At 47.7% G+C, this 19468-nt stretch carries 22 protein-coding genes and 1 tRNA gene; 14 read left to right on the forward strand and 9 right to left on the reverse strand.

The window, feature by feature from the left end:
* Positions 1-100 precede the first annotated feature (100 nt).
* Complete coding sequence (locus P2W83_RS01340; protein WP_276131878.1) at positions 101-466, forward strand: hypothetical protein; 366 nt, start codon at positions 101-103, stop codon at positions 464-466.
* Positions 467-547: 81 nt separating this feature from the next.
* Here P2W83_RS01340 and P2W83_RS01345 read toward each other — a convergent pair whose 3' ends face one another.
* Positions 548-955, reverse strand: coding sequence for a hypothetical protein (locus P2W83_RS01345; protein ID WP_276131879.1), 408 nt, complete (start codon positions 953-955; stop codon positions 548-550).
* A gap of 149 nt (positions 956-1104) precedes the next feature.
* Between P2W83_RS01345 and lepA the strand changes: the two genes are divergently transcribed.
* Entirely contained in the window at positions 1105-2901 is a 1797-nt protein-coding gene (gene lepA / locus P2W83_RS01350) for a translation elongation factor 4 (RefSeq protein ID WP_276131880.1), read from the forward strand.
* Between the two features lie 186 nt (positions 2902-3087).
* Complete coding sequence (locus P2W83_RS01355) at positions 3088-4119, forward strand: DUF922 domain-containing protein (RefSeq protein ID WP_276131881.1); 1032 nt, start codon at positions 3088-3090, stop codon at positions 4117-4119.
* Between the two features lie 65 nt (positions 4120-4184).
* Here P2W83_RS01355 and P2W83_RS01360 read toward each other — a convergent pair whose 3' ends face one another.
* Positions 4185-4934: a Bax inhibitor-1/YccA family protein gene (locus tag P2W83_RS01360; protein ID WP_276131882.1), complete on the reverse strand. Its 750-nt coding sequence runs from the start codon at positions 4932-4934 to the stop codon at positions 4185-4187.
* A 133-nt stretch (positions 4935-5067) separates the two neighbouring features.
* A complete protein-coding gene (locus tag P2W83_RS01365; RefSeq protein ID WP_276131883.1) occupies positions 5068-5292 on the reverse strand; it encodes a hypothetical protein in 225 nt (74 codons plus the stop codon).
* 116 nt (positions 5293-5408) lie between these two features.
* Between P2W83_RS01365 and P2W83_RS01370 the strand changes: the two genes are divergently transcribed.
* Positions 5409-6200, forward strand: a complete 792-nt coding sequence (locus tag P2W83_RS01370) for a TIGR00266 family protein (RefSeq protein WP_276131884.1) — start codon at positions 5409-5411, stop codon at positions 6198-6200.
* Positions 6201-6251: 51 nt separating this feature from the next.
* On the opposite strand, the gene P2W83_RS01375 is transcribed toward P2W83_RS01370, so the two are convergent.
* The 3 genes from P2W83_RS01375 to P2W83_RS01385 form a co-directional block, all read right to left on the reverse strand.
* Positions 6252-6653: an acyl-CoA thioesterase gene (locus tag P2W83_RS01375; protein WP_276131885.1), complete on the reverse strand. Its 402-nt coding sequence runs from the start codon at positions 6651-6653 to the stop codon at positions 6252-6254.
* Positions 6654-6856: 203 nt separating this feature from the next.
* Positions 6857-9043 carry a M12 family metallo-peptidase gene (locus tag P2W83_RS01380; protein WP_276131886.1) on the reverse strand — a complete coding sequence of 729 codons (2187 nt, stop codon included), beginning with the start codon at positions 9041-9043 and terminating at the stop codon, positions 6857-6859.
* A gap of 24 nt (positions 9044-9067) precedes the next feature.
* Positions 9068-10087: an acyltransferase family protein gene (locus P2W83_RS01385; protein ID WP_276131887.1), complete on the reverse strand. Its 1020-nt coding sequence runs from the start codon at positions 10085-10087 to the stop codon at positions 9068-9070.
* A 75-nt stretch (positions 10088-10162) separates the two neighbouring features.
* Here P2W83_RS01385 and P2W83_RS01390 point away from each other — a divergent pair, with 75 nt between their 5' ends.
* The 6 genes from P2W83_RS01390 to P2W83_RS01415 all read left to right on the forward strand — a co-directional run bounded on the left by P2W83_RS01390 (position 10163) and on the right by P2W83_RS01415 (position 15211).
* Positions 10163-10318, forward strand: a complete 156-nt coding sequence (locus P2W83_RS01390; RefSeq protein ID WP_276131888.1) for a hypothetical protein — start codon at positions 10163-10165, stop codon at positions 10316-10318.
* 99 nt (positions 10319-10417) lie between these two features.
* Positions 10418-12187, forward strand: coding sequence for an ATP-binding protein (locus tag P2W83_RS01395; RefSeq protein WP_276131889.1), 1770 nt, complete (start codon positions 10418-10420; stop codon positions 12185-12187).
* Between the two features lie 68 nt (positions 12188-12255).
* A complete protein-coding gene (locus tag P2W83_RS01400; RefSeq protein ID WP_276131890.1) occupies positions 12256-12657 on the forward strand; it encodes a hypothetical protein in 402 nt (133 codons plus the stop codon).
* 83 nt (positions 12658-12740) lie between these two features.
* Entirely contained in the window at positions 12741-13268 is a 528-nt protein-coding gene (locus tag P2W83_RS01405; protein ID WP_276131891.1) for a hypothetical protein, read from the forward strand.
* Between the two features lie 197 nt (positions 13269-13465).
* Positions 13466-13966 (forward strand): NADPH-dependent FMN reductase, encoded by a 501-nt coding sequence (locus tag P2W83_RS01410; protein WP_276131892.1) that lies wholly within the window; start codon positions 13466-13468, stop codon positions 13964-13966.
* A gap of 3 nt (positions 13967-13969) precedes the next feature.
* Positions 13970-15211: a metallophosphoesterase gene (locus P2W83_RS01415; protein WP_276131893.1), complete on the forward strand. Its 1242-nt coding sequence runs from the start codon at positions 13970-13972 to the stop codon at positions 15209-15211.
* Here P2W83_RS01415 and P2W83_RS01420 read toward each other — a convergent pair.
* Positions 15203-15340 (reverse strand): hypothetical protein, encoded by a 138-nt coding sequence (locus P2W83_RS01420; RefSeq protein WP_276131894.1) that lies wholly within the window; start codon positions 15338-15340, stop codon positions 15203-15205. The genes P2W83_RS01415 and P2W83_RS01420 overlap by 9 nt on opposite strands.
* Positions 15341-15478: 138 nt before the next feature.
* Between P2W83_RS01420 and P2W83_RS01425 the strand changes: the two genes are divergently transcribed.
* On the forward strand, positions 15479-16402 hold the full coding sequence (locus P2W83_RS01425) for a TIGR01777 family oxidoreductase (protein WP_276131895.1): 924 nt from the start codon (positions 15479-15481) through the stop codon (positions 16400-16402).
* Here P2W83_RS01425 and P2W83_RS01430 read toward each other — a convergent pair.
* Positions 16399-17598 carry an NAD(P)-dependent oxidoreductase gene (locus P2W83_RS01430; RefSeq protein WP_276131896.1) on the reverse strand — a complete coding sequence of 400 codons (1200 nt, stop codon included), beginning with the start codon at positions 17596-17598 and terminating at the stop codon, positions 16399-16401. The two genes, P2W83_RS01425 and P2W83_RS01430, sit on opposite strands and share 4 nt — an antisense overlap.
* Before the next feature lie 47 nt (positions 17599-17645).
* On the opposite strand from P2W83_RS01430, the gene P2W83_RS01435 reads away from it, so the two are divergent.
* Positions 17646-18176, forward strand: a complete 531-nt coding sequence (locus P2W83_RS01435; RefSeq protein WP_276131897.1) for an iron-sulfur cluster co-chaperone HscB C-terminal domain-containing protein — start codon at positions 17646-17648, stop codon at positions 18174-18176.
* Positions 18177-18195: 19 nt separating this feature from the next.
* Positions 18196-18279 (forward strand) — tRNA-Leu (locus tag P2W83_RS01440).
* 215 nt (positions 18280-18494) lie between these two features.
* On the opposite strand, the gene P2W83_RS01445 is transcribed toward P2W83_RS01440, so the two are convergent.
* The gene (locus P2W83_RS01445; protein WP_276131898.1) at positions 18495-18728 is read right to left on the reverse strand and encodes a hypothetical protein; all 234 of its coding nucleotides are present in this window, start codon (positions 18726-18728) and stop codon (positions 18495-18497) included.
* Between the two features lie 263 nt (positions 18729-18991).
* Between P2W83_RS01445 and P2W83_RS01450 the strand changes: the two genes are divergently transcribed.
* Positions 18992-19462 carry a hypothetical protein gene (locus P2W83_RS01450; RefSeq protein ID WP_276131899.1) on the forward strand — a complete coding sequence of 157 codons (471 nt, stop codon included), beginning with the start codon at positions 18992-18994 and terminating at the stop codon, positions 19460-19462.
* Positions 19463-19468 lie beyond the last annotated feature (6 nt).

Raw genomic sequence — 19468 nt, forward strand, 5'->3', positions numbered from 1 at the left:
CATTATTGAAATAGCTGATAAAGGTCATCGGTTTTATGGTGACCTACATCATATGTTTTATTTTTAGCTACGGGTACATTTGTGTCGTAATACCTCGGCAATGCAGCATGTAGAGTTATACTATCTCATCGATAAGCAGCTGGACGAATTGATCGACAAAGCGTCCAGGATAATCGCAGGCAGCCCCAGCGACGATGAGATCGTTGACTTTTACAGGCACTCGGCGGGCGTTAAGAGGTTTCTGTCGCACCATGTTAACCACACCGGCGTGCAAAAATTTTTGAAGCAAGTACCCGAACTGGAGTATAAAGGAGCAGGCGTTTTCGACAGCATTTTATCGCTGCCGTTCCTTTCTTCATTGCGGATCAACACGCGCATCTCACGGAGGGAGGCACTCGAAGGCATTAAGGAAGCACATAATGTATATGCTACCATATTTTACCTGCATCAGGCAGAAGCGGTTTAGTTAGGCGAAGCTAAATGAAGCACGTGGCAGCCTCCGGGCTGCCATTCTTTATTTATCCCTATTCGAAATAACATTCTTGCGTTACAGGTGTGTAGACACACTCAGCACATAATCAACCGTCTTTTCCTCACGTAGCAGGTAGCCATTTCCACCTGCGATCATCGCTCCGGCTTTTGAGTCAAAGCCTTTACCGTAGAGATAATATTCTCCTTTACGCAGATTGTTGAAGATAGCCACATGCTGACCGTTCTCATTAATGCACTTGACAGAATCAGCATATTTGCCATCGCCGGGTGCTTCCATCCCATAGGCCATGTACACAATGCCGGCAGTATCTAGTATCCTGTCATGGTGCTGGAGCGTGATGCGCAGTATGCCGGTACCGCCCTTGCCGCCGGGCACATTGATATCATTATCGCGTTTGCAGCCATCACATGAGGCGAGTGAGACCATTATCAGGGCGGGGAAAATGAGTTGAGTGAGTTTCATAGGTATAAATGATTTACTAAAAATAGGCAAATGGGGTGTTTCATCGCTTTTATCGGGTAAAATATCTCTGTTTCAACCTGTTAAAGCTCTAAAACATATAACGCTAAAGCCCTTATTTTCCGTACCTTTGCCGTTCTTTTTACGATAGCATGCAAAATATTCGCAATTTCTGTATCATAGCCCATATTGACCACGGTAAAAGTACCCTGGCCGACCGCCTTCTTGAGCACACCAAAACCATCAGCGAACGCGACATGCAGGCGCAGGTTCTGGATGATATGGACCTGGAACGCGAAAAAGGCATCACTATCAAGAGTCACGCCATCCAGATGGACTATGAGCACAAAGGCCAGAAATACCGCCTGAACCTCATCGACACTCCGGGCCACGTGGACTTCAGCTATGAAGTATCGCGCGCGCTGGCTGCCTGCGAAGGCGCTCTGCTGCTGGTAGACGCAAGCCAGGGTATCCAGGCGCAAACCATCAGCAACCTGTACCTGGCACTGGATAACGACCTGGAGATCATTCCTGTCATCAACAAGATAGATATGGAAGGTGCGATGATACCTGAGGTAACCGACCAGATCGTTGACCTGATCGGCTGCAAGCCTGAAGATATCATCTTGGCGAGCGGTAAAAGCGGTATCGGTATCGAAGACATCATGGACGCTATCATTGCACGCATACCAGCACCCGAAGGCAATCCTGACGCTCCACTGCAGGCCCTGATCTTCGACAGCGTGTTCAACTCTTTCCGCGGTATCATAGCCTATTTCCGTATTGTAAATGGTACACTGAAGAAAGGCGATAAAGTAAAATTCTACCATACCGGCAACGAATACTTTGCGGATGAGGTGGGTGTGCTCAAACTGGGCCTAGCACCGAAGCAGAGCGTATCGGCCGGCGATGTTGGTTATATCATTACCGGTATCAAAAATGCCAAAGAGGTAAAGGTGGGTGATACCATCACTACCGTTGCCAATCCTACACAGGAAGTGGTGAAAGGTTTTGAAGAGGTGAAGCCGATGGTATTCGCAGGTATCTTCCCTGTTGAGACCGACGACTTTGAAGAGCTGCGTGAGTGTATGGAAAAACTGCAGCTGAACGATGCTTCGCTGACGTTTGAACCAGAAACATCGCAAGCGCTGGGCTTTGGTTTCCGTTGCGGATTCTTAGGAATGCTGCACATGGAGATCATCCAGGAACGTCTTGAACGCGAGTTCAACCAGACGGTGATCACCACCGTGCCGAACGTAAGCTTTAAAGCTTACCTGACGCGCGACAAGGACATACCCGTGATCGTGAATAACCCGAGCGAGATGCCTGACCCAAGCCGTCTCGACCGTATCGAAGAGCCATTCATTCGCGCACAGATCATCACCCTGCCCGATTACATCGGTAACATCATGAGCCTTTGCCTGGGCAAGCGTGGTATCCTCATCAACCAGCACTACCTGACACCAACACGTGTTGAGCTGATATTTGAAATGCCACTGACGGAGATCGTATTTGACTTCTATGATAAGCTGAAATCTTCTACCCGTGGTTACGCGTCATTCGACTACCACCCGATAGACTACCGCGAAAGCGATATCGCCAAAATGGATATCCTGCTGAACGGTGATAAAGTGGATGCCCTGAGCGCCCTGATACACCGCAGCCGTGCACAAGATTTTGGCCGCAAGCTGTGTGCTAAACTAAAAGAGCTGTTACCACGTCAGCAGTTCATGATCGCGATACAGGCTGCCATCGGTGCCAAGATCGTAGCGCGCGAAACCATCTCTGCAATGAGGAAGGACGTAACTGCCAAGTGTTATGGTGGTGATATCAGCCGTAAGCGTAAGCTCCTCGAGAAACAGAAAGAAGGTAAAAAGCGTATGCGCCAGATAGGTTCGGTAGATATACCACAGGAAGCATTCCTGGCGGTATTGAAGCTGGATGATTGATACTTAAAACATATTGTTGCAAAATGGGGGCTTTTGCCCCCATTTTGCGTTTTTAAGTGGTAATAAGAATTAACACACGCATGATGAAATGACATTGATAATTTTCGTAACTTCAGATAGAAGATTCTTTGAACGGTGAGGCGATTTGTATTCATACCATTATTAGTGTTTCTTTTCTTTTTGGCAATGCTGTCAAAAGGTCTTCACTTGCCGCCAAGTACCAAGATCATCAAACCCGCTAAAACTTCGGGTTACAGCCCGCGGGAGTTTTACATTGCTTCGGTGGTGGATAACCGCGATGATACCAGTAACATTGGCCAGATGCACGCCGGTTCTGCCCGCCAGCTGGTGACGCTTAACCTCCCGGGTGGTACTGCAAAAGGTCTATACAATTTTATACAACACGGTTTCAGGCAAAACGAAGGCACCATGCCTATCGATCTGCATATCACCAATTTCCAGATCGAGGAGAGCTTTAAAGGCAACATGCACAAGGCCGACCTCAGTGCCGACCTGGAGTTTTACTCAGACGGCGTGAAGCTCAATCAATACACCTACAATTCATACGTAAGCTCAGGCATTGACGCCAGTGAGCATATCGGCAAGCTGGTAACTCAGCTGACTGAACAGTTCATGAAAGACATGGACATTTGGCTGAAGGATAATAAACCAACACTCACCCCGGGCATTAGCGTAAACGTAGAAATGCTCACGGAAACAGATGATGCTGACCTGATCGTATACGACCCGACCCGTCCACTAAGGCGCTCAGACTTTATGGGCGACCCCGATGAAATGAGCCTGGCAGGCGCCATTACCTACAGCGGCATCCAGATCAAATACAACCTGCAAACGTTCAACAGGCACAAAATGGTGAACATATCAGTAATTCCTTATTTCCATAAAATGAATTCCTGGTGGCGTGCCAACAACTCTACCGAACTGCTGCTAGCGCATGAGCAAATACATTTCGACATCACGGCCATTGCAGCCTGCGAGCTTATGAAAAAGCTGAAGGCAGCGCATTTTACACCCGATAATTTCACAAAAGAGCTCGAAGCCATCCAGAAGCAATCTGAAAAGGACCGTAGCCGGATGCAGCAGCAATATGACCGTGAGACCAACCACAGCCTGATAAAAACCAAACAGGCGGAATGGGAACGGACGATAAAAGACCAGCTAAATACGGAAGGATATTTCAGCGCAGTAACTCAATAAAACATTATCAAAAAAAGGAAAAGCCGCCATTAAGGCGGCTTTTCCTTTTTAACTCAAATATCACATTAGTCCCTACGGCCAAATAAACGCAGCAGCATCAGGAACAGGTTTACAAAGTCAAGGTACAGTGTCATTGCACCCAGTACCGACATCTTTCTTGCACTGGTTGTATCAATGCCTTCATACTCCACGCCTTCACCAATACGCTTCAACTTTTGAACATCATAAGCGGTAAGACCGGTAAATACCATCACACCTACGATGCTGATGATATAATCAAGTGTTGAGTTATTCATGAACCAGTTGACTACAGAGGCGATCAGTATCCCGATCAATCCCATCATCATCAGGCGACCAAAGCTGGTCAGGTCTTTATCTGTAGTATAACCCAGTACAGCCATTACGCCAAACATAGCCGACGATGCTGCAAAAACACCTACAACCGAAGACGCAGTATAGGCAAGCAAAGTGAAACTAAGACTAATGCCCATGATAACCGCAAACAGCATAAACAGTGTGATCATTGCCGGCATTGACAATCTCTGAAACCTCAGAGACATCAGCAGCACAAACCCGATAGGCGACAGCATCACAGCCCAGCCAAGGAAGTTCAAGCCTGTGCCTTCAGCATTTATCAGCATCTGCAACATGGCAGGGCTGTTGGCAAACCATACAGCAAAAAACGTGGAGACACCCAGTGCCGCAAACATCCATAAAAACACGTTTGCCATAAAGGTCTTGGCAATTGGCCTAGTGGCGCTGGTTTCTAAAACGGTTGCTTTAACAAAAGGTTTTTGATTCTCGTAGTTTTCCATGCTTTGTGAGATTTAATGAAAGTTACGCAATTATACGAAGCTGTCTGGTAAAATATTACAATGCCGATGAGGGCTGAAGAAATAAAAAAAGCTGCTACATGTGTAACAGCTTAAATAAATTCATCACCCAACGTTATTTGCTGCGAGAACGCGTATCCTTTTGAGAGTCCTTACCCTTATCGGATTGTTGCCCGCCTTTGCCTGAGCTCTTGCTGTGCTTCACGCCCTTGTATTTTGCACCTTCAGGCTGCACATCCTGCTCATTAACTGCTTGTTCATACTTCGCTGCCTCATCACCTTTTTGGCGATTATGTGTTGGCTGCCTTTTATCTACCGATTTGTCCCTATGGTATTTCATAATCCCCCGTTTTGCCATTGTGGCTAAACAACTATACCACCGGGCGATATTTAACAAGCCTTTATAGCTGAATCAAATTCTAATATTTAATAGCTTTGACAAAACAACTGCAATACATGCGCAACAATCATGAAATCGATTACCGCATTTTCGGTGAGGAAATGCAATATGTGGAAATAGAGCTCGACCCTGAAGAAACAGCGGTTGCCGAGGCCGGCAGCTTTATGATGATGGACGATGGCATACAGATGTCTACCATCTTTGGCGACGGTAGTCAGCAACAAAGCGGGCTGCTTGGCAAATTATTCTCAGCAGGCAAACGCATGCTCACGGGTGAAAGCCTGTTCATGACTACTTATACCAACATGGGCCAGGGCAAAAGGCGTGTTTCATTCGCATCGCCCTACCCCGGTAAGATCATCCCGATAGATCTGCAACAACTGGGCGGCAAAGTGGTTTGTCAGAAAGACTCCTTCCTTTGTGCTGCAAAAGGTGTGGCCATCGGTATCGAGTTTCAGCGCAAGCTGGGCACCGGCCTGTTTGGCGGCGAAGGCTTCATCATGCAAAAACTGGAAGGCGATGGTATGGCATTCGTGCACGCAGGTGGCCACGTTATGCAGCGCGACCTGCAACCGGGTGAGGTATTGAAAATAGACACAGGTTGCGTAGTAGGCTTTACGCAAAACGTAAACTATGACATCCAGTTTGTAGGCGGAATAAAAAATACGCTGTTCGGCGGCGAAGGCGTGTTCTTCGCAACCCTGCGCGGACCGGGTACAGTATGGATACAAACCCTACCTATCAGCAGGCTGGCAAGCCGCATTTTGTCATACGGCACCTTCAACCGCAAAGAAGAAGGCAGCATCCTGGGCGGCATCGGCAATATGCTCGACGGCGACGGATGGTAGTCTCCAACGAATAATTATTGAAAGCCCTCCCCTGCAGGAGGGCTTTCTTTTTTATACCAATACCAGTGCCTGTTCGTGCTTTCTTTTTATCGTTTCACCAATAGGCGTAGGATTGCCATCATCGTCTATACGCACAAAAGTGATAGACGTGGTGCAGACCACTATCTCCTCACCGCTATACAGGTTGAACTTGCGCACCTCTATATCCAGCGTTATCGATGTATTACCCAATGAAACGACCTCACCATATACACGTATGTGGTTGTTCACCTTTATGGGACGTTTGAAATGGAGTTCACCCACGCGCAGCGTCACCATGTTTGGTGTGCAGCAGTACTCGGTTGCAAATGCGGCGGCTGCCTCATCTATCCATGCCATAAGTATACCACCGAACATATTGCCGTGGATACCGATGTCTTTGCCCATGCAGATCTTTTTGTTGATCAGTTTCATCTTCGTTTTTGTTTAAACAGGTGAATAAAAAAAGCCCTTCGGTGTATCCGAAGGGCGTATTGCACATTATCTTATTGTTATTGTCTTATATCAATACGATGCCGTACCCTTCGTTGCTACGTGGGTGTTTACAATGTTTATATTGCTTCGACATCATGTTCATGGGTGCAATGTTAGGAAGAATATTTTGATTGATAAAAAAATTATTGCCTGATTAACGTTCCTTTATGAACATTCGCATCTGTATACAATCTGTAGAAATACAGTCCTGGAGCGAGTTTCGAGGCATCTATTTTTTCTACTTTACCCGCTGAAATTTTCTTCGATATGATCGTCCTGCCATCAGCTGCATGCAGTTGCAGCTCGGCATCAGATGCACTCAACACATTCCAATATTCGGCTGCGGGATTAGGAAATACAGCAAAATTGGCCTTTTTCACATCGTCGACAGAGACCGGGAAATAAGTATAGAATGCAGTACCACCATTCAAACTATTGGTAAGGAAATGCGCAAAGAAAGTATCCGCAACAGATGATAGCATCCATTGCACAGGCGATGGAGATACGCCCCTATTGTATATGATGATATCGTTTTGCGCTGCTGTAGCAAAACCTAACGCCGGGTTCGGATCCAATGGAGACTTGGCCTGGTACAATGTCATATCGCCTGCGATCAACGGAATATTACCATTCACACTGCCATCTGCGTCGGTAACATCAGTACGCGTAAAAGGGAAGACCACTTCTACCATCGACGGTGGCTGGGTAATGGGCGTCACTTCCCAATAGCGATTGATAGCAGCATGGAAGGTCTTTACATTATTCATCCCCGGCGGCAGCAGCAGGTTGGTGCCATTGCCTGAACCAAGGTTGGGAAAAGTAACAACCTTCACTTCAAAGCCTGCATCATCTACTGTACCTATCAGGCTTCCGTTCTTTTCTATTTTCAACAACAGCCTGTCATCTGCCTCATCATCGTTATTGCCATCATTCAGGTAGTGTGTGACACCGTCTCCGTCTACACACTCGCGAGTTGCTACAACGTTTGCATTGGCAGCAATAACAGGCGTATTAACGATATAGTCGGCACAGGCTGCGGCAGCAACACCGTCACGCAGTGTGTCGCCGGGTAGAGGGCCAAAGCCTTTGGTAAGATCAACACCAACGCCTGACACGGTATGGCAATAGCTCATAATGGTGCCTCCACCGGGTGGGTACTGCGGACTCGGAGCAGCACAACTGCCTTCAACAGGCACGCAAGCGTCTATAGCGCCTCCCGGCCAGCCACAATTGTGCGTGTGCATCACACCCAGGTTATGACCGGGCTCGTGGGCCATTTGCTGTATGTCGAAGCTATAAGCAGGCAACGCCTGTGCATCCTGTTTTAGATTACAGAATGCATAAGGACCTGAGCTCTGAAAACTGTTGTATGGAAAACAGATCGTACCCAACCAGGCTACCCCGCCCATATTACCGCCACGTGTAGAAACGAGCATGGCCAGGTCTGCCCCAAACAGGTTGTTTTGCGTTTCATCACCAAACGTGGTTAGAAAAGTGGATGAGCTAAGGGTTAGCGTCTGGTAAATATCCGCCGTCGTATTAACCTCTATATGCTTCAGGCTAATGTACACCGCTTCGTTTCGGTAAAGAGTAGCGACGGTATTAAAGGCAGCTGTCAGGTAGTTCACCACGTTGGTCGTATTGCTACTGTAATCCAGCCAGGTTTCGTAGTCTGCTTTTATATAGAACTCTACATCCTTGCAGGAACTGAATGCGTTCTTATTCTGCGTTGCAGGCTTTTGCAGGGCAGGCAACTTATCGGTACCGCAACCTACTGAAGCAGACAGTTGCTGGTCGCGGTCATTGTACAATATGTACTTACCGGCCGTCACTCCTTTTTTCACCTGTTCTACGACCATGTTGCCACCGCCGGGCAACGAAAAAAGCCCGTACACGTCACCACTAAAGAATGAAAATGCCGCCAGCGAACCGGGAACTCCTTTTACTACGCCCCTATAATATACCCCGGGGTTATAAACAAAAGGCATTGATCCTTCGGCCGTAGCCTCATTTACCGAAAAGTCAGGAGTGATGATGTCATACCTTGCCAGCTCCAGTTCATAACCTCCAACATGCAATGTTATGAGCATGGGCCTATATTCAACAATCGTTTCCAATGTCAAAACATCCACATCGAACATGGTACCATTGGCAATGAGCGGTGCGGTAAGCCTGTCTTCTTTCCAAAGACCATCAAACTCTACGATCATATACTGCTGTTTTGCACGGGCAATAAAAGCATCGAGGTAACTGCTCTTTGCCCCGGCTCTAATACAAATGAGCAAGCAAAAAGCCGCCAGCAGCAGCCTTGAAGAAAACGGGTTGTACATTGTTATGCTCTTGATTTAGTAAAACTAAGGCCTATTCAGCATATTTCTGATGGGCTTTTCTACCAGGTGATAGCACAACGCAGCAACACCTACCAGTGCTATCGTGTACGTGTAAAAAAACACCGGTTCTGATAGCTGAAGGTACCTGCCGTTAAGATTCACGGCATACCGGTGTACTGGCTCCTGGAAGATGTAGATACCATAACTCACCTCGCCCAAAAACACCAGTGGCCGCCAGCGCAACCAGCTCGAGTTGTGCAATGCCACCGCCAACACCAGCAGCATGTAGAGCGGCGCCAGCAAACCATTATGCAGGCTGACTGAGCGCGGCATAAAGTTCACAAGGAGGACAATAGCTACCAATGGCCAGACCGATGCGTACTTAATACCGCGCTTTTTATACTGGAAGAAAAGATATCCGCCCACCATACCAACAAAGAACTGGTTGAAATGAAACAGCGGGAAGTAATAAACGAACTCGTGAAAGGCTGTGCCCCACTCTGGTTTATATTTTGCAACCATCGCCAGGTGCGTCACCTGCGACAGCACAAAAAACGTAGCCACAAACCACAGAAAGCGCCGCGATTCTCTATTAGCAAACGCTATCAGTGCAGGAAACAGGATGTAAAAAAACATCTCTATCGACAACGACCAGCCAGGAGAGTTGATCGTAAGTGCATAGCCGGGGAAGAAGGCCTGCGTAAATGTCAGGTTCAGCGCCATCTGTTTTAGGAACATAGGTCCCGAGCCAATACCTTCTGCAATGATCAGCACGGCCGACATAGCCAGCGCTATATAAAAAGCAGGCACTATACGCACCAACCTTTTCTCCATAAACGGCCTGAAGCTGTTGCGCCGGTTGTGGTAAGTATAATACATCACAAAACCCGACAACACGAAAAAATACCCCACTGCCAGGTTACTGCTCCTGAAAAAATGCTCTGCCTGGTTGAAAGGGAAAACCGTGCACCCAAAGTGAAACACCACTACCAGCAACGCGGCTACTCCGCGGGTGGTGGTCAATGCATCGAGTTGGTGCTTCATCCGCCAAATATAATAGGCAATTTAACAAACTGCTTTTCGCGATACTCATTATATTAGCTCCATAATCGGATCAAGATGTCACTACTTTCAGGCAACCATAAAGACAAAAAGAAGGGCGGAAAAGCTGCCAAATCAAACAAGCCCGCACAGCAGCAGGCTCCCAAACCCGGAAAAGGTGCATCTGGCTTTTCTAAGAAGCCTGTTCGCACTGGCGGTACGCGTGGCAGCTAATAGCAATTGTAACTTGATTGGCGGGAGAACATATAAAACTTACAATACTATATAATCCATTAAATATAGTATTGCTATCTTTACTATACCTGCTATTTGATGCAACGACCTCTGTCTTTTTTCAATTGGTCTTTAAGAAAGGCTCTTGATGCGGAACCTGACAATTTCGCCAAGGCCCGCATTAAGATCATTTTTACTGTATTACTATTTACTTTAGCTAAGATCCTTGTTGCCGGCATTACTGCGTTAGTAGCCGGGCAAACCATGCAGACAACTCGTGCGGCCATCACACTGGTGGTGTATGTAGCATTGGTAAAACTGCTGCTGGGAATGCCAACGAGGATGAAAGCAGTTGCTCAGGTCATGCTAATAGCCGGTACTGCCACTATCTGGGTAAACGTTTTCGTCTTCACACACGCCATCAATCTTGTCACCCTGCAGTTCATCTTCATGATCATACTGAGCGGGTATTATATGCTGGGGAGTACCTGGGGTATAATCTATTCCTTCCTTGGTGTGGCGCCGGTTATGATGGTGCTGACACTGGGAGACAAGCTGGACATATATACGGCCAATGCACCACAACAGATCGCATCACCGGGGTTTGAGATAGTAGTAGTGCTGAACTTTGTTACCATCATTGTCGCGCACTATCTCTTCTTCAAAGCGTTCAGGTCTAGCTTGCGGGAAAAGGAAGAACTGAACGACCAGCTGCATGTGTCTGTAGAAGAAGCCAACCAGCTGGCCATATCACGGTCCAACTTTCTTTCTACTATCTCACACGAGTTGCGCACGCCGCTCAATGCTGTTATCGGCACCTCTGAACTGCTGATGGACGACAAACCTGAAGACAGGCAACGGGAAAACCTGAAGATACTCCACTCTTCCGCGCTCGATCTACTGGCGCTCATAAACAACGTGCTCGACTTTAATAAAATAGACTCCGACAAGCTGGAACTGGAAAAAGTACCTGTGCGGCTCGATGAATTTGTGCAGAATGTTTGTGCCGGATTGAAGATAAGGGCCACAGCCAAAAGCCTCAGGTTCGACCTGGTCATCGACAACTGCGTTCAAAAACTTTTTGTCAGCACCGACCCTACGCGTCTGTCTCAGGTATTGTACAATCTTATCGGCAATGCGATAAAGTTTACAGAACAAGGTGGCATCACGGTCCATTTGGACTGCACACAGGAAACCGACGACAGCATAGGTGTACTGTTCTCCATTACCGATACCGGCATTGGCATACACCCCGACAAACACGCGGCCATCTTCGATGTGTTCGCACAGGCAGAGTCGCACGTGACGAGGAAGTATGGTGGCACAGGCCTTGGACTGCCGATCGTCAAACAACTACTTCCCATCTTTGATAGTAAGATAGAACTGGAGAGCACACCAGGCAAAGGTTCGCGTTTCTTCTTTACCATCAACTTCACCAAAGCGCAGGCACCTGTAATAGAACAAAACGCTACAGAAGCCGTCAACCTCAGCAAGCTCAACATACTTGTTGCCGAAGACAACGAGGTAAACCGTGTCATCATCAGGAAGCAGCTCTCCACGCTCAACGTCACTCCTGTCATCGTAGAGAACGGTGTGCTGGCTTACAATGCATGGCTGTCGGGACAGTTCGACGCTATCCTGTTAGACCTACATATGCCCGAGGCCGACGGCTATGACACCATCAAACGCATCCGTGCTTATTCAGAGTCGGCTAAAGCCAATACACACGCCATTGCCTTTACTGCCTCTATCAACGAAAAAGAGCAAATACTCGATGCAGGCTTCAACGATTTTCTCTACAAACCCGCCAACATCAAACACCTGCGCGAAAAGCTTGAAGAGCTGGCGCTGCGTGCAGGCAAAGCTTAACATTACCATTACACCTTCGTCTATAGGGTCATAAAGACCGTCCCCGCTGAAAATCGTACCTTTGCAAGGTGCAATTACGCTTTCGCATATCATATATTATTTGCTTTGCATTCGCATTGCTTGCTTTCGCCGGGTTCTCGGCAAAGCAAAGCGACCTGCTGCCGAACGCACAGCAAGTAGTTGCACCATGGCAAGAAACCGGGAAAATCGAGGCTTCTGAAAAGGGCGTCAGCAAGGCAGAGATAAGCAATTCCGCACCGTCCGAAACCGTGCACCTGCAGCCGCAATTCCGCGTACAAACTGCAGCGCGGGTAAAAGATGCAGCCAAAACCTTCCTGCTTTCGCGCTACCTCTCTTACCTCGACGATAGCTTTTCGCTTCATGCCACAACTACATTTACCGATGCGGTAGCCTTTCATATTACCGCCTACAGGTTCCTGCTCACTTTTCCCAAACACTGGTTTTGGTGAATGCCCTGCGCGCTAGCGCATAAGCATTGACTGAATTGCAGGCTACGGCCTGTTGTACTCACTTATCCAAAAACCGAAAGAAAATGAACGGAACAATTCTCATCGCTACGGCGATCATCTTAGTTATTGTACTTATTGTAGGCCTGATCGTTTATACTGCCAGCCGGCAAACAAGGAAAATGAAAAGCGACATGCTTAATGAGATAAACCAGCTGGCAGCCCGCTACAGGCTGCATATCGATCAGACGGAGCTATTCCGCAACCGCGCCATTTGCCTCGACAGGCAGCAACAACAACTGCTCTATGTCGTCTATCGCGAGGGTGGCTTTAGCTACAGCAACATAGACCTGGGCACGATAGACAGTTGTGAGATAGTGAACCTGGGCAGCAAGCGATCTGAAACCCTGAAGAGCGGCAAGACAAGGGTTGAAGAACACATCAGCGCCTTTGAGTTAAAGCTGTACTCGAAAAAGAACGAGATAGCCGCCCTCGCCTTCTACAGCGAGATAGAAGACGGCGCCGCCGACATGATGGACAACCGCCGCAAAGCCGAAACCTGGAAAACCCTCCTTTCCAACGTCATAGACTTCCACCAGCTCCGCACAGGCTAGCGGCACATGGCTATATTAAGAAGGGACGCACGAACAATCTCCACTGCGTCCCTTTTTTTGTTTTGGAAGGGGGATGCTGTAGAAGCGTGCACAGCGGGTAGGTCGATGACTATCAACCCCGGCAATTGCCCGTTCACATAAGCCTATACAGCTGTCAGCCCCAAACGCTGTACATTTGCGCTATCTTAGTCCAATAGATGCTTACCATAATATCGGGAACGAACCGGAACGACAGCATGACCCTGAGGGTTGCCACCCTCTACTACAATATATTGAGCCAGCACACCGACAACGTACACCTGGTGAGCCTGGAGAACAGGAACGTATGGGAGACAGGCACCGACCTTACACAGCTGGAAGATCAGTACTTCAAGCCATCGGGCAAGTTTGTATTTGTGCTGCCCGAGTACAACGGCAGCATCCCCGGCATCCTGAAGCTGATGATAGACAACAGCGACATCCGCAACTGCTGGTGGTACAAAAAAGCCATGCTCGTAGGCGTAGCAGACGGGCGCGCCGGCAACCTGCGCGGCCTGGATCATATGACCAACATACTGCACTACCTTCGGGTGAATGTGCTGTACAACAAGCTACCCATTAGCCGCATAAACGAGGAGATAGACATGGAAGGGAACATATTAAAGCCGGCCACCCAGCTGGTAATAGAACAACAAATTGAAGAATTTTTGAAGTTTTAAATTATGGCACAACGCTTTGCAATAATCATGTTCCTGCTGGCCCTGGCCGAGTTTTACAGCTTTATCGTAGTGAGGAGCGCGGTGCGTACCCTGCCTTATGCTGGTCGCGTGGGGGTGATGGTATTCTACGTGCTACTGTCGCTGTTTGCGTGGATCAGCTTCTTTATGTTCCGCCACATCAACTGGGCCAACCTGCCGCATATGCTGCGCAACATTTACGTAGCCACTACCATCGGCTTTATGGTGGGTAAGGTATTGATACTGGTAGTGATGCTGATAGACGAGCTGCGCAGGCTGTTCACCTGGATCGTTACCAGTCTTCCTACACTGGCTTCAAATTCACCTTCAGCAGGTGCCAATATAGGCAGGTCTATTTTCCTGCAGCGCGCAGCGCTGTTACTGGGAGGTGTGGCACTGGGTGGTTTTATCTGGGGTATCACCAACAGGTACCGGTATAAAGTAAGGCGAGTGAGGCTGGCGTTCGGCAACCTGCCTGAATCATTCAAAGGAATGAAGATCGTGCAGATATCAGACATCCATTCCGGCAGCTTCGACAAGCACGAGGCGGTGGCACGTGGTGTAAAACTGGTAATGGCCGAAAACCCCGACGTTATCTTCTTCACCGGCGACCTGGTAAACAACAAGGCCGACGAGATACAACCGTATACAGACATCTTCTCGCAACTGAAGGCGCCCATGGGTGTCTACTCCACCCTCGGCAACCACGACTACGGCGACTATATAGAATGGCCGTCAGTACAAGCCAAATCCAAAAACCTGGAATGGCTGAAAGAGACACACGGCAAAATGGGCTGGCGCCTCCTAATGAACGAACACGTGTTGCTGGAAAGGGGCAACGATAAGATCGCAGTCCTCGGTATAGAGAACTGGAGCGCCAAAGCCAACTTCCCGAAATATGGTGATCTGAGCCGCGCCCACTCAGGGGTAGGTCCGGATATTCCTTTCAAGATATTGCTGTCGCACGATCCCTCGCACTGGGATGCACAGGTCAGGAAACAGTTCCCTGATATCAACCTGACGCTGGCCGGCCATACGCACGGTATGCAGTTCGGCGTAGAGATACCGGGACTGAAATGGAGCCCTGTACAGTACGTATACCAGAAATGGGCAGGCCTCTACCGCGAGGGCGCACAATACCTGTATGTGAACCGCGGGTTCGGCTTCCTGGGCTACCCCGGCAGGCTGGGCATCATGCCGGAGATAACGGTGATCGAGCTAGTGTAGCACTTTTTTGAGCAGCTGTGCCACGGCCTCCGGGCGCGGCTGCATCAGGTCCTCGGCAGCCTCTTGCCAAATGTGTTTCATGTCTTTCATCAGATCTATCAGCTCTTCACTGTTTTTTTCACTATCCACGAGCACTGCTGGTTTTTTTGATGTAGATTTAGTTAAGTTTTTTTGTAAAGTTTTGTTCATGTTGTAAACGGCTTTTCAAATAAACGGATGGGCATAGGGTTTATTGTATAAAGATTGCAAAATATTTTTATAATCTGCATGACTCAAACCATAGGCATAACGGGAGGAACAGGCTTCATAGGCCGGCATTTAACCGCCGAACTAATAAAGCATGATTATCATGTGATTATATTCACCCGCCACCCTGAAAAGCGGAAGAAAAGACCCAAAATAACCCATGCTTACTGGAACCCCACCGCAAATAAAATTGACGTTGGCGCACTCAAGCAGGTCAATGCCATAGTACACTTGGCCGGCGCCGGTATAGCCGACAAACGCTGGACCAAGAAACGCAAGAAAGAGATAGTAGACAGCCGGGTAAAAGCTACCAACTTCCTTGTCTCTCAGCTACGTCAATACGCCCCCGAATGTCGCACGCTGGTTGCAGCCTCAGCCATGGGCTACTATGGCGCCGATAAGAAGGGAAAGCCCTTTGTCGAGACCGACCCACCCAACGCTGACTTCCTGGCGCAGACCTGTGTAAAATGGGAGAAGGCCAGTATGTCGGCTAATGACTTTCTGCGCACGGCCATATTCCGGTTTGGGCATGTGCTCGGTAAGGACGGAGGCGCATTTCCCAAGTTCCTGCAGCCGGTCAAGTTTGGGCTGGTGCCCATCATAGGCAGCGGCAAACAGGTGATGAGCTGGATCCACATTGACGACCATGTACGCATGCTGTACTCTGCTATAGCAGACGACCAGTACAACGGTGCATACAATGCAGTAAGCCCCCAGCCAGTTAGCTATAAGCGGTTGATGAAAACCATAGCTAAGAACAAGGGCGGTTTTAATATCACCGCTCACGTACCTACTCCCTTGCTCAACCTTGCCCTCGGTGAGATGAGCAAGGAACTATATAAGAGCAGTACCCTCAGTCCTCAAAAGCTGCTGGACTCTGGCTTCCAATTCCAATACCCTACTATCGACGAGGCTGTGGCCAACCTGATGAGTAAAGCCCACTAATAGGCGTAATCGCTGAGGTACTCATAGTACTTGGTCAGCTTCCCGTTCTCGCAGATGGTTGCACGGTTGATGATGTCGCTGTTACCAGAAAGTAGCTCGCCCAACACAAACTTCTCGAAGTGCGCACCGAAGTAATGAGAGGCATCACAAGGCAATTCGTTGGGGAGGTTATCAACCGCCATCACGTCAATGACGTTCTTGTCGCCTTGGTATGGCTCTACCCGCTGCAGGTTCTTGCGGTCGATGCCGTAAACAGGGTTGGCGATCGTAGAAGCACCGACGTTGATGGGCACTGAGCCATCTATGTCGCAGGTGATATCTGCGATCACGCTGACACGCCAGTCGTTGCGCTGCACATCTGGCTTTTCAAACAGGCGCGCTATGTTCTGGTCCCAGTAAATACCGTTCATCAGGATATCGGTTTGAGGAATGTACTTTGAGAACAGACACTTGTAAGCCTGGGGATGAGCATGGAAATCATCACGGTGAAAGAGACCATTATCCTTACGGGCGTACAAAGCACTACCTTTCAGGTGTGTGTATACGGGATAATCGTACTCATGCGTCAGGAAGTCATCCGGCTCTACTGACTCCACATCGAAGTGGGTCATAACCTCGAGTATACCCGCTGCTACTTTACCAGAACCGGTCATCACGATCTTGATATTAGGCAGCCTTACCTGTCCGTAAATGGTTTTCAGCTCGTCGTAGTTCTTTACAGAGTATGCGGCAGGTAATTCGTAGAGGCCAGTTTTCTCGCCGTATGCCAGTAACCCGTTGTGAGCACCAACAATACCGGCAAACAAGCCAAAGCCAAGCACACGTTGTTCATCAAGATGGGTAAGACATTCATAGTCTATCATGCGGATGCGCTTCTTGATAAGCGCCTGCATGAGCTTTTGGTTATAAGGTTGCTTCTTTTTGGTATGAGAAAAGAAGAAGTAGGTCTTGTCGGGAATGAGATGATCGATAGGCACTTCTTTTACACCAAGCAATACGTCGCAGCTGGTAAGGTCTGTGGTCAGTTCAATGCCTTCTGCACGATATTCATCGTCAGTAAAGCAGCGTCCATCCGAAGGTTCTACAACAATGGTCACGGGATATTCCTGTTGAATACGAGCGCATTGCTGTGGCGTCAGCGGTACCCTGTTATCCGGTGGTGTCTTGCGTTCTTTTATCAGACCTATACGAAGCATTGCCGTTTTAATTTTGACAACAAATATAATGCTCACATCTTTGCTACATGGTTAATTACTTTGAACTGTATGGTATAGCTGAGTCGTTTAACCCCGATGCCGCTATTGTGAAGAAGAAGTATTATGAGCTGAGTCGCCAATATCACCCCGACAGATTTGCAACGGCCGATGACAGCACCCGCGCCGAAGCATTGCGTATGGCTGCACTCAACAACGATGCATTTAAGATGCTCAATAACCCTGACGCTACCACCGCATATATCCTCAAACAACACCAGCTGCTGGAAGACGAGGAAAAGTACAACCTCCCTCCCGCCTTCCTGATGGAAATGATGGACCTGAACGAGGTTATCAGCGACTGGGAGATGGAGCCGGACAATGATATACTGCGCCAAACGGCCACAGATACCCTTGCCGAACAACTGGAACAGTGGCAACAGGAGGTGACGCCCCTCACCCAGCAGTACAATTCCGGCAACCACGATAAGCAACTATTACTCCGCATAAAAGACTATTATTTCAGGAAAAAATATCTGTTGCGCATACAGGAAAGAATAGATACATTTGCATCCCGCTGATGCCAAACGGCTCAGTATTGCCCAGATGGCGGAATTGGTAGACGCGCTAGACTCAAAATCTGGTTTTCGCAAGGGAGTGCAGGTTCGATTCCTGTTCTGGGCACCCTGATTATCAAGGAGTTACACACAGTTGTAACTCCTTATTTTTTTCTCCAAAATCTTCTTGCACTAAAAATTGCACTAAACTCCGAAAGGGACAGTTTTTTGATGTTTTGGTGTAAACCAGATTCAGCGCGTCTTGCCGAATAAAATCCGGCATGGTCCAATTCCGCCATCTGGGTTTGATATAGGTCATTTGACCGCACCATTCTACATACCTCAGTTTTTTGAAAAATACGGTGGTTTATGTCGCGTGACATAGGTGTTCAAGCCACTCTGTGCATCAGCTAAACGTTTCATTGTTTCGACATGACCGTTGCCACACGAACCATATGTGTAAGTATATCTTGCGCCACTTGTAAAGTAAATGACAATAAAATCATCTCCATACTCATATCCTCTCACACCAGATGGTTTACCAGTGGCTGGACTTACATTGTAGTAGTTTTCCATAATTATAAACCCTTGTTTTTATAGGGTACTTGAGACAACAATTACCATGCAAGACAATAAAATATGTTAAAATGACAGTTAAGCGTTTGTTAACATACGTCAATGTAAACAACCCATACAGCAACCATGTGCAAAAGCGCCTATAATTTGGCCAGACCGATCTGAATTTATCTCAATCAACGACATTCTTGTGCTGATTTCATTAATTTAATGGCGACGAACATATGCTTCGATGAAAGCATTTGTACCATTAATCGTGTGATATGAGCGAACAACTGGAAAAAAGCACTGTTAGTATATACTTCGATAGTCCAATGCAGTTTGAACCGAAGAACATTAAGCCATTGGCTGGTATTACTGGTTTGTATTTCATATTCACTTCTCATATCGAAATTCAATACCCATTTGATAAGTCAAGATTGCTATATATAGGAATGAGCGAAAGAAGGACAAACAGTATTGGAAGCAGATTAATCGGACATTTTGAAGGCAAGTCGAAAAATGTAGGTCTGGTCAACTACAAAAAGATTGAACCTCTATGGTTTACTTACATAAATATCGAAATGTTGAGAAATATTTGGTCCTTCAGAGTAGAGGATTTGGAAAGCTACTTTATTCTAAATTTTGTAAAGCATTTTGGAGTATACCCGATTTGCAACAACAAAACTGGGTTTGAAATACTGAATAATACCGTAAAAACGGATCTTAAAATTGACTGGAATTACTTTAAATAAAACACA

This window comes from Polluticoccus soli (assembly GCF_029269745.1).
In the GTDB taxonomy this organism is placed as follows: Bacteria; Bacteroidota; Bacteroidia; order Chitinophagales; family Chitinophagaceae; genus Polluticoccus; species Polluticoccus soli.

Bases quoted from the DNA above. Each gene is read 5' to 3' on its own strand.
- P2W83_RS01365 (WP_276131883.1), bottom strand. From the start codon at position 5,292: ATGAAATACCATAGGGACAAATCGGTAGATAAAAGGCAGCCAACACAT.
- P2W83_RS01375 (WP_276131885.1), bottom strand. From the start codon at position 6,653: ATGAAACTGATCAACAAAAAGATCTGCATGGGCAAAGACATCGGTATC.
- lepA (WP_276131880.1), top strand. From the start codon at position 1,105: ATGCAAAATATTCGCAATTTCTGTATCATAGCCCATATTGACCACGGT.
- P2W83_RS01395 (WP_276131889.1), top strand. From the start codon at position 10,418: ATGCAACGACCTCTGTCTTTTTTCAATTGGTCTTTAAGAAAGGCTCTT.
- P2W83_RS01380 (WP_276131886.1), bottom strand. From the start codon at position 9,043: ATGTACAACCCGTTTTCTTCAAGGCTGCTGCTGGCGGCTTTTTGCTTG.
- P2W83_RS01435 (WP_276131897.1), top strand. From the start codon at position 17,646: ATGGTTAATTACTTTGAACTGTATGGTATAGCTGAGTCGTTTAACCCC.
- P2W83_RS01385 (WP_276131887.1), bottom strand. From the start codon at position 10,087: ATGAAGCACCAACTCGATGCATTGACCACCACCCGCGGAGTAGCCGCG.
- P2W83_RS01340 (WP_276131878.1), top strand. From the start codon at position 101: ATGCAGCATGTAGAGTTATACTATCTCATCGATAAGCAGCTGGACGAA.
- P2W83_RS01430 (WP_276131896.1), bottom strand. From the start codon at position 17,598: ATGCTTCGTATAGGTCTGATAAAAGAACGCAAGACACCACCGGATAAC.
- P2W83_RS01360 (WP_276131882.1), bottom strand. From the start codon at position 4,934: ATGGAAAACTACGAGAATCAAAAACCTTTTGTTAAAGCAACCGTTTTA.
- P2W83_RS01370 (WP_276131884.1), top strand. From the start codon at position 5,409: ATGCGCAACAATCATGAAATCGATTACCGCATTTTCGGTGAGGAAATG.
- P2W83_RS01355 (WP_276131881.1), top strand. From the start codon at position 3,088: ATGCTGTCAAAAGGTCTTCACTTGCCGCCAAGTACCAAGATCATCAAA.
- P2W83_RS01390 (WP_276131888.1), top strand. From the start codon at position 10,163: ATGTCACTACTTTCAGGCAACCATAAAGACAAAAAGAAGGGCGGAAAA.
- P2W83_RS01450 (WP_276131899.1), top strand. From the start codon at position 18,992: ATGAGCGAACAACTGGAAAAAAGCACTGTTAGTATATACTTCGATAGT.
- P2W83_RS01425 (WP_276131895.1), top strand. From the start codon at position 15,479: ATGACTCAAACCATAGGCATAACGGGAGGAACAGGCTTCATAGGCCGG.
- P2W83_RS01410 (WP_276131892.1), top strand. From the start codon at position 13,466: ATGCTTACCATAATATCGGGAACGAACCGGAACGACAGCATGACCCTG.
- P2W83_RS01405 (WP_276131891.1), top strand. From the start codon at position 12,741: ATGAACGGAACAATTCTCATCGCTACGGCGATCATCTTAGTTATTGTA.
- P2W83_RS01345 (WP_276131879.1), bottom strand. From the start codon at position 955: ATGAAACTCACTCAACTCATTTTCCCCGCCCTGATAATGGTCTCACTC.
- P2W83_RS01415 (WP_276131893.1), top strand. From the start codon at position 13,970: ATGGCACAACGCTTTGCAATAATCATGTTCCTGCTGGCCCTGGCCGAG.
- P2W83_RS01445 (WP_276131898.1), bottom strand. From the start codon at position 18,728: ATGGAAAACTACTACAATGTAAGTCCAGCCACTGGTAAACCATCTGGT.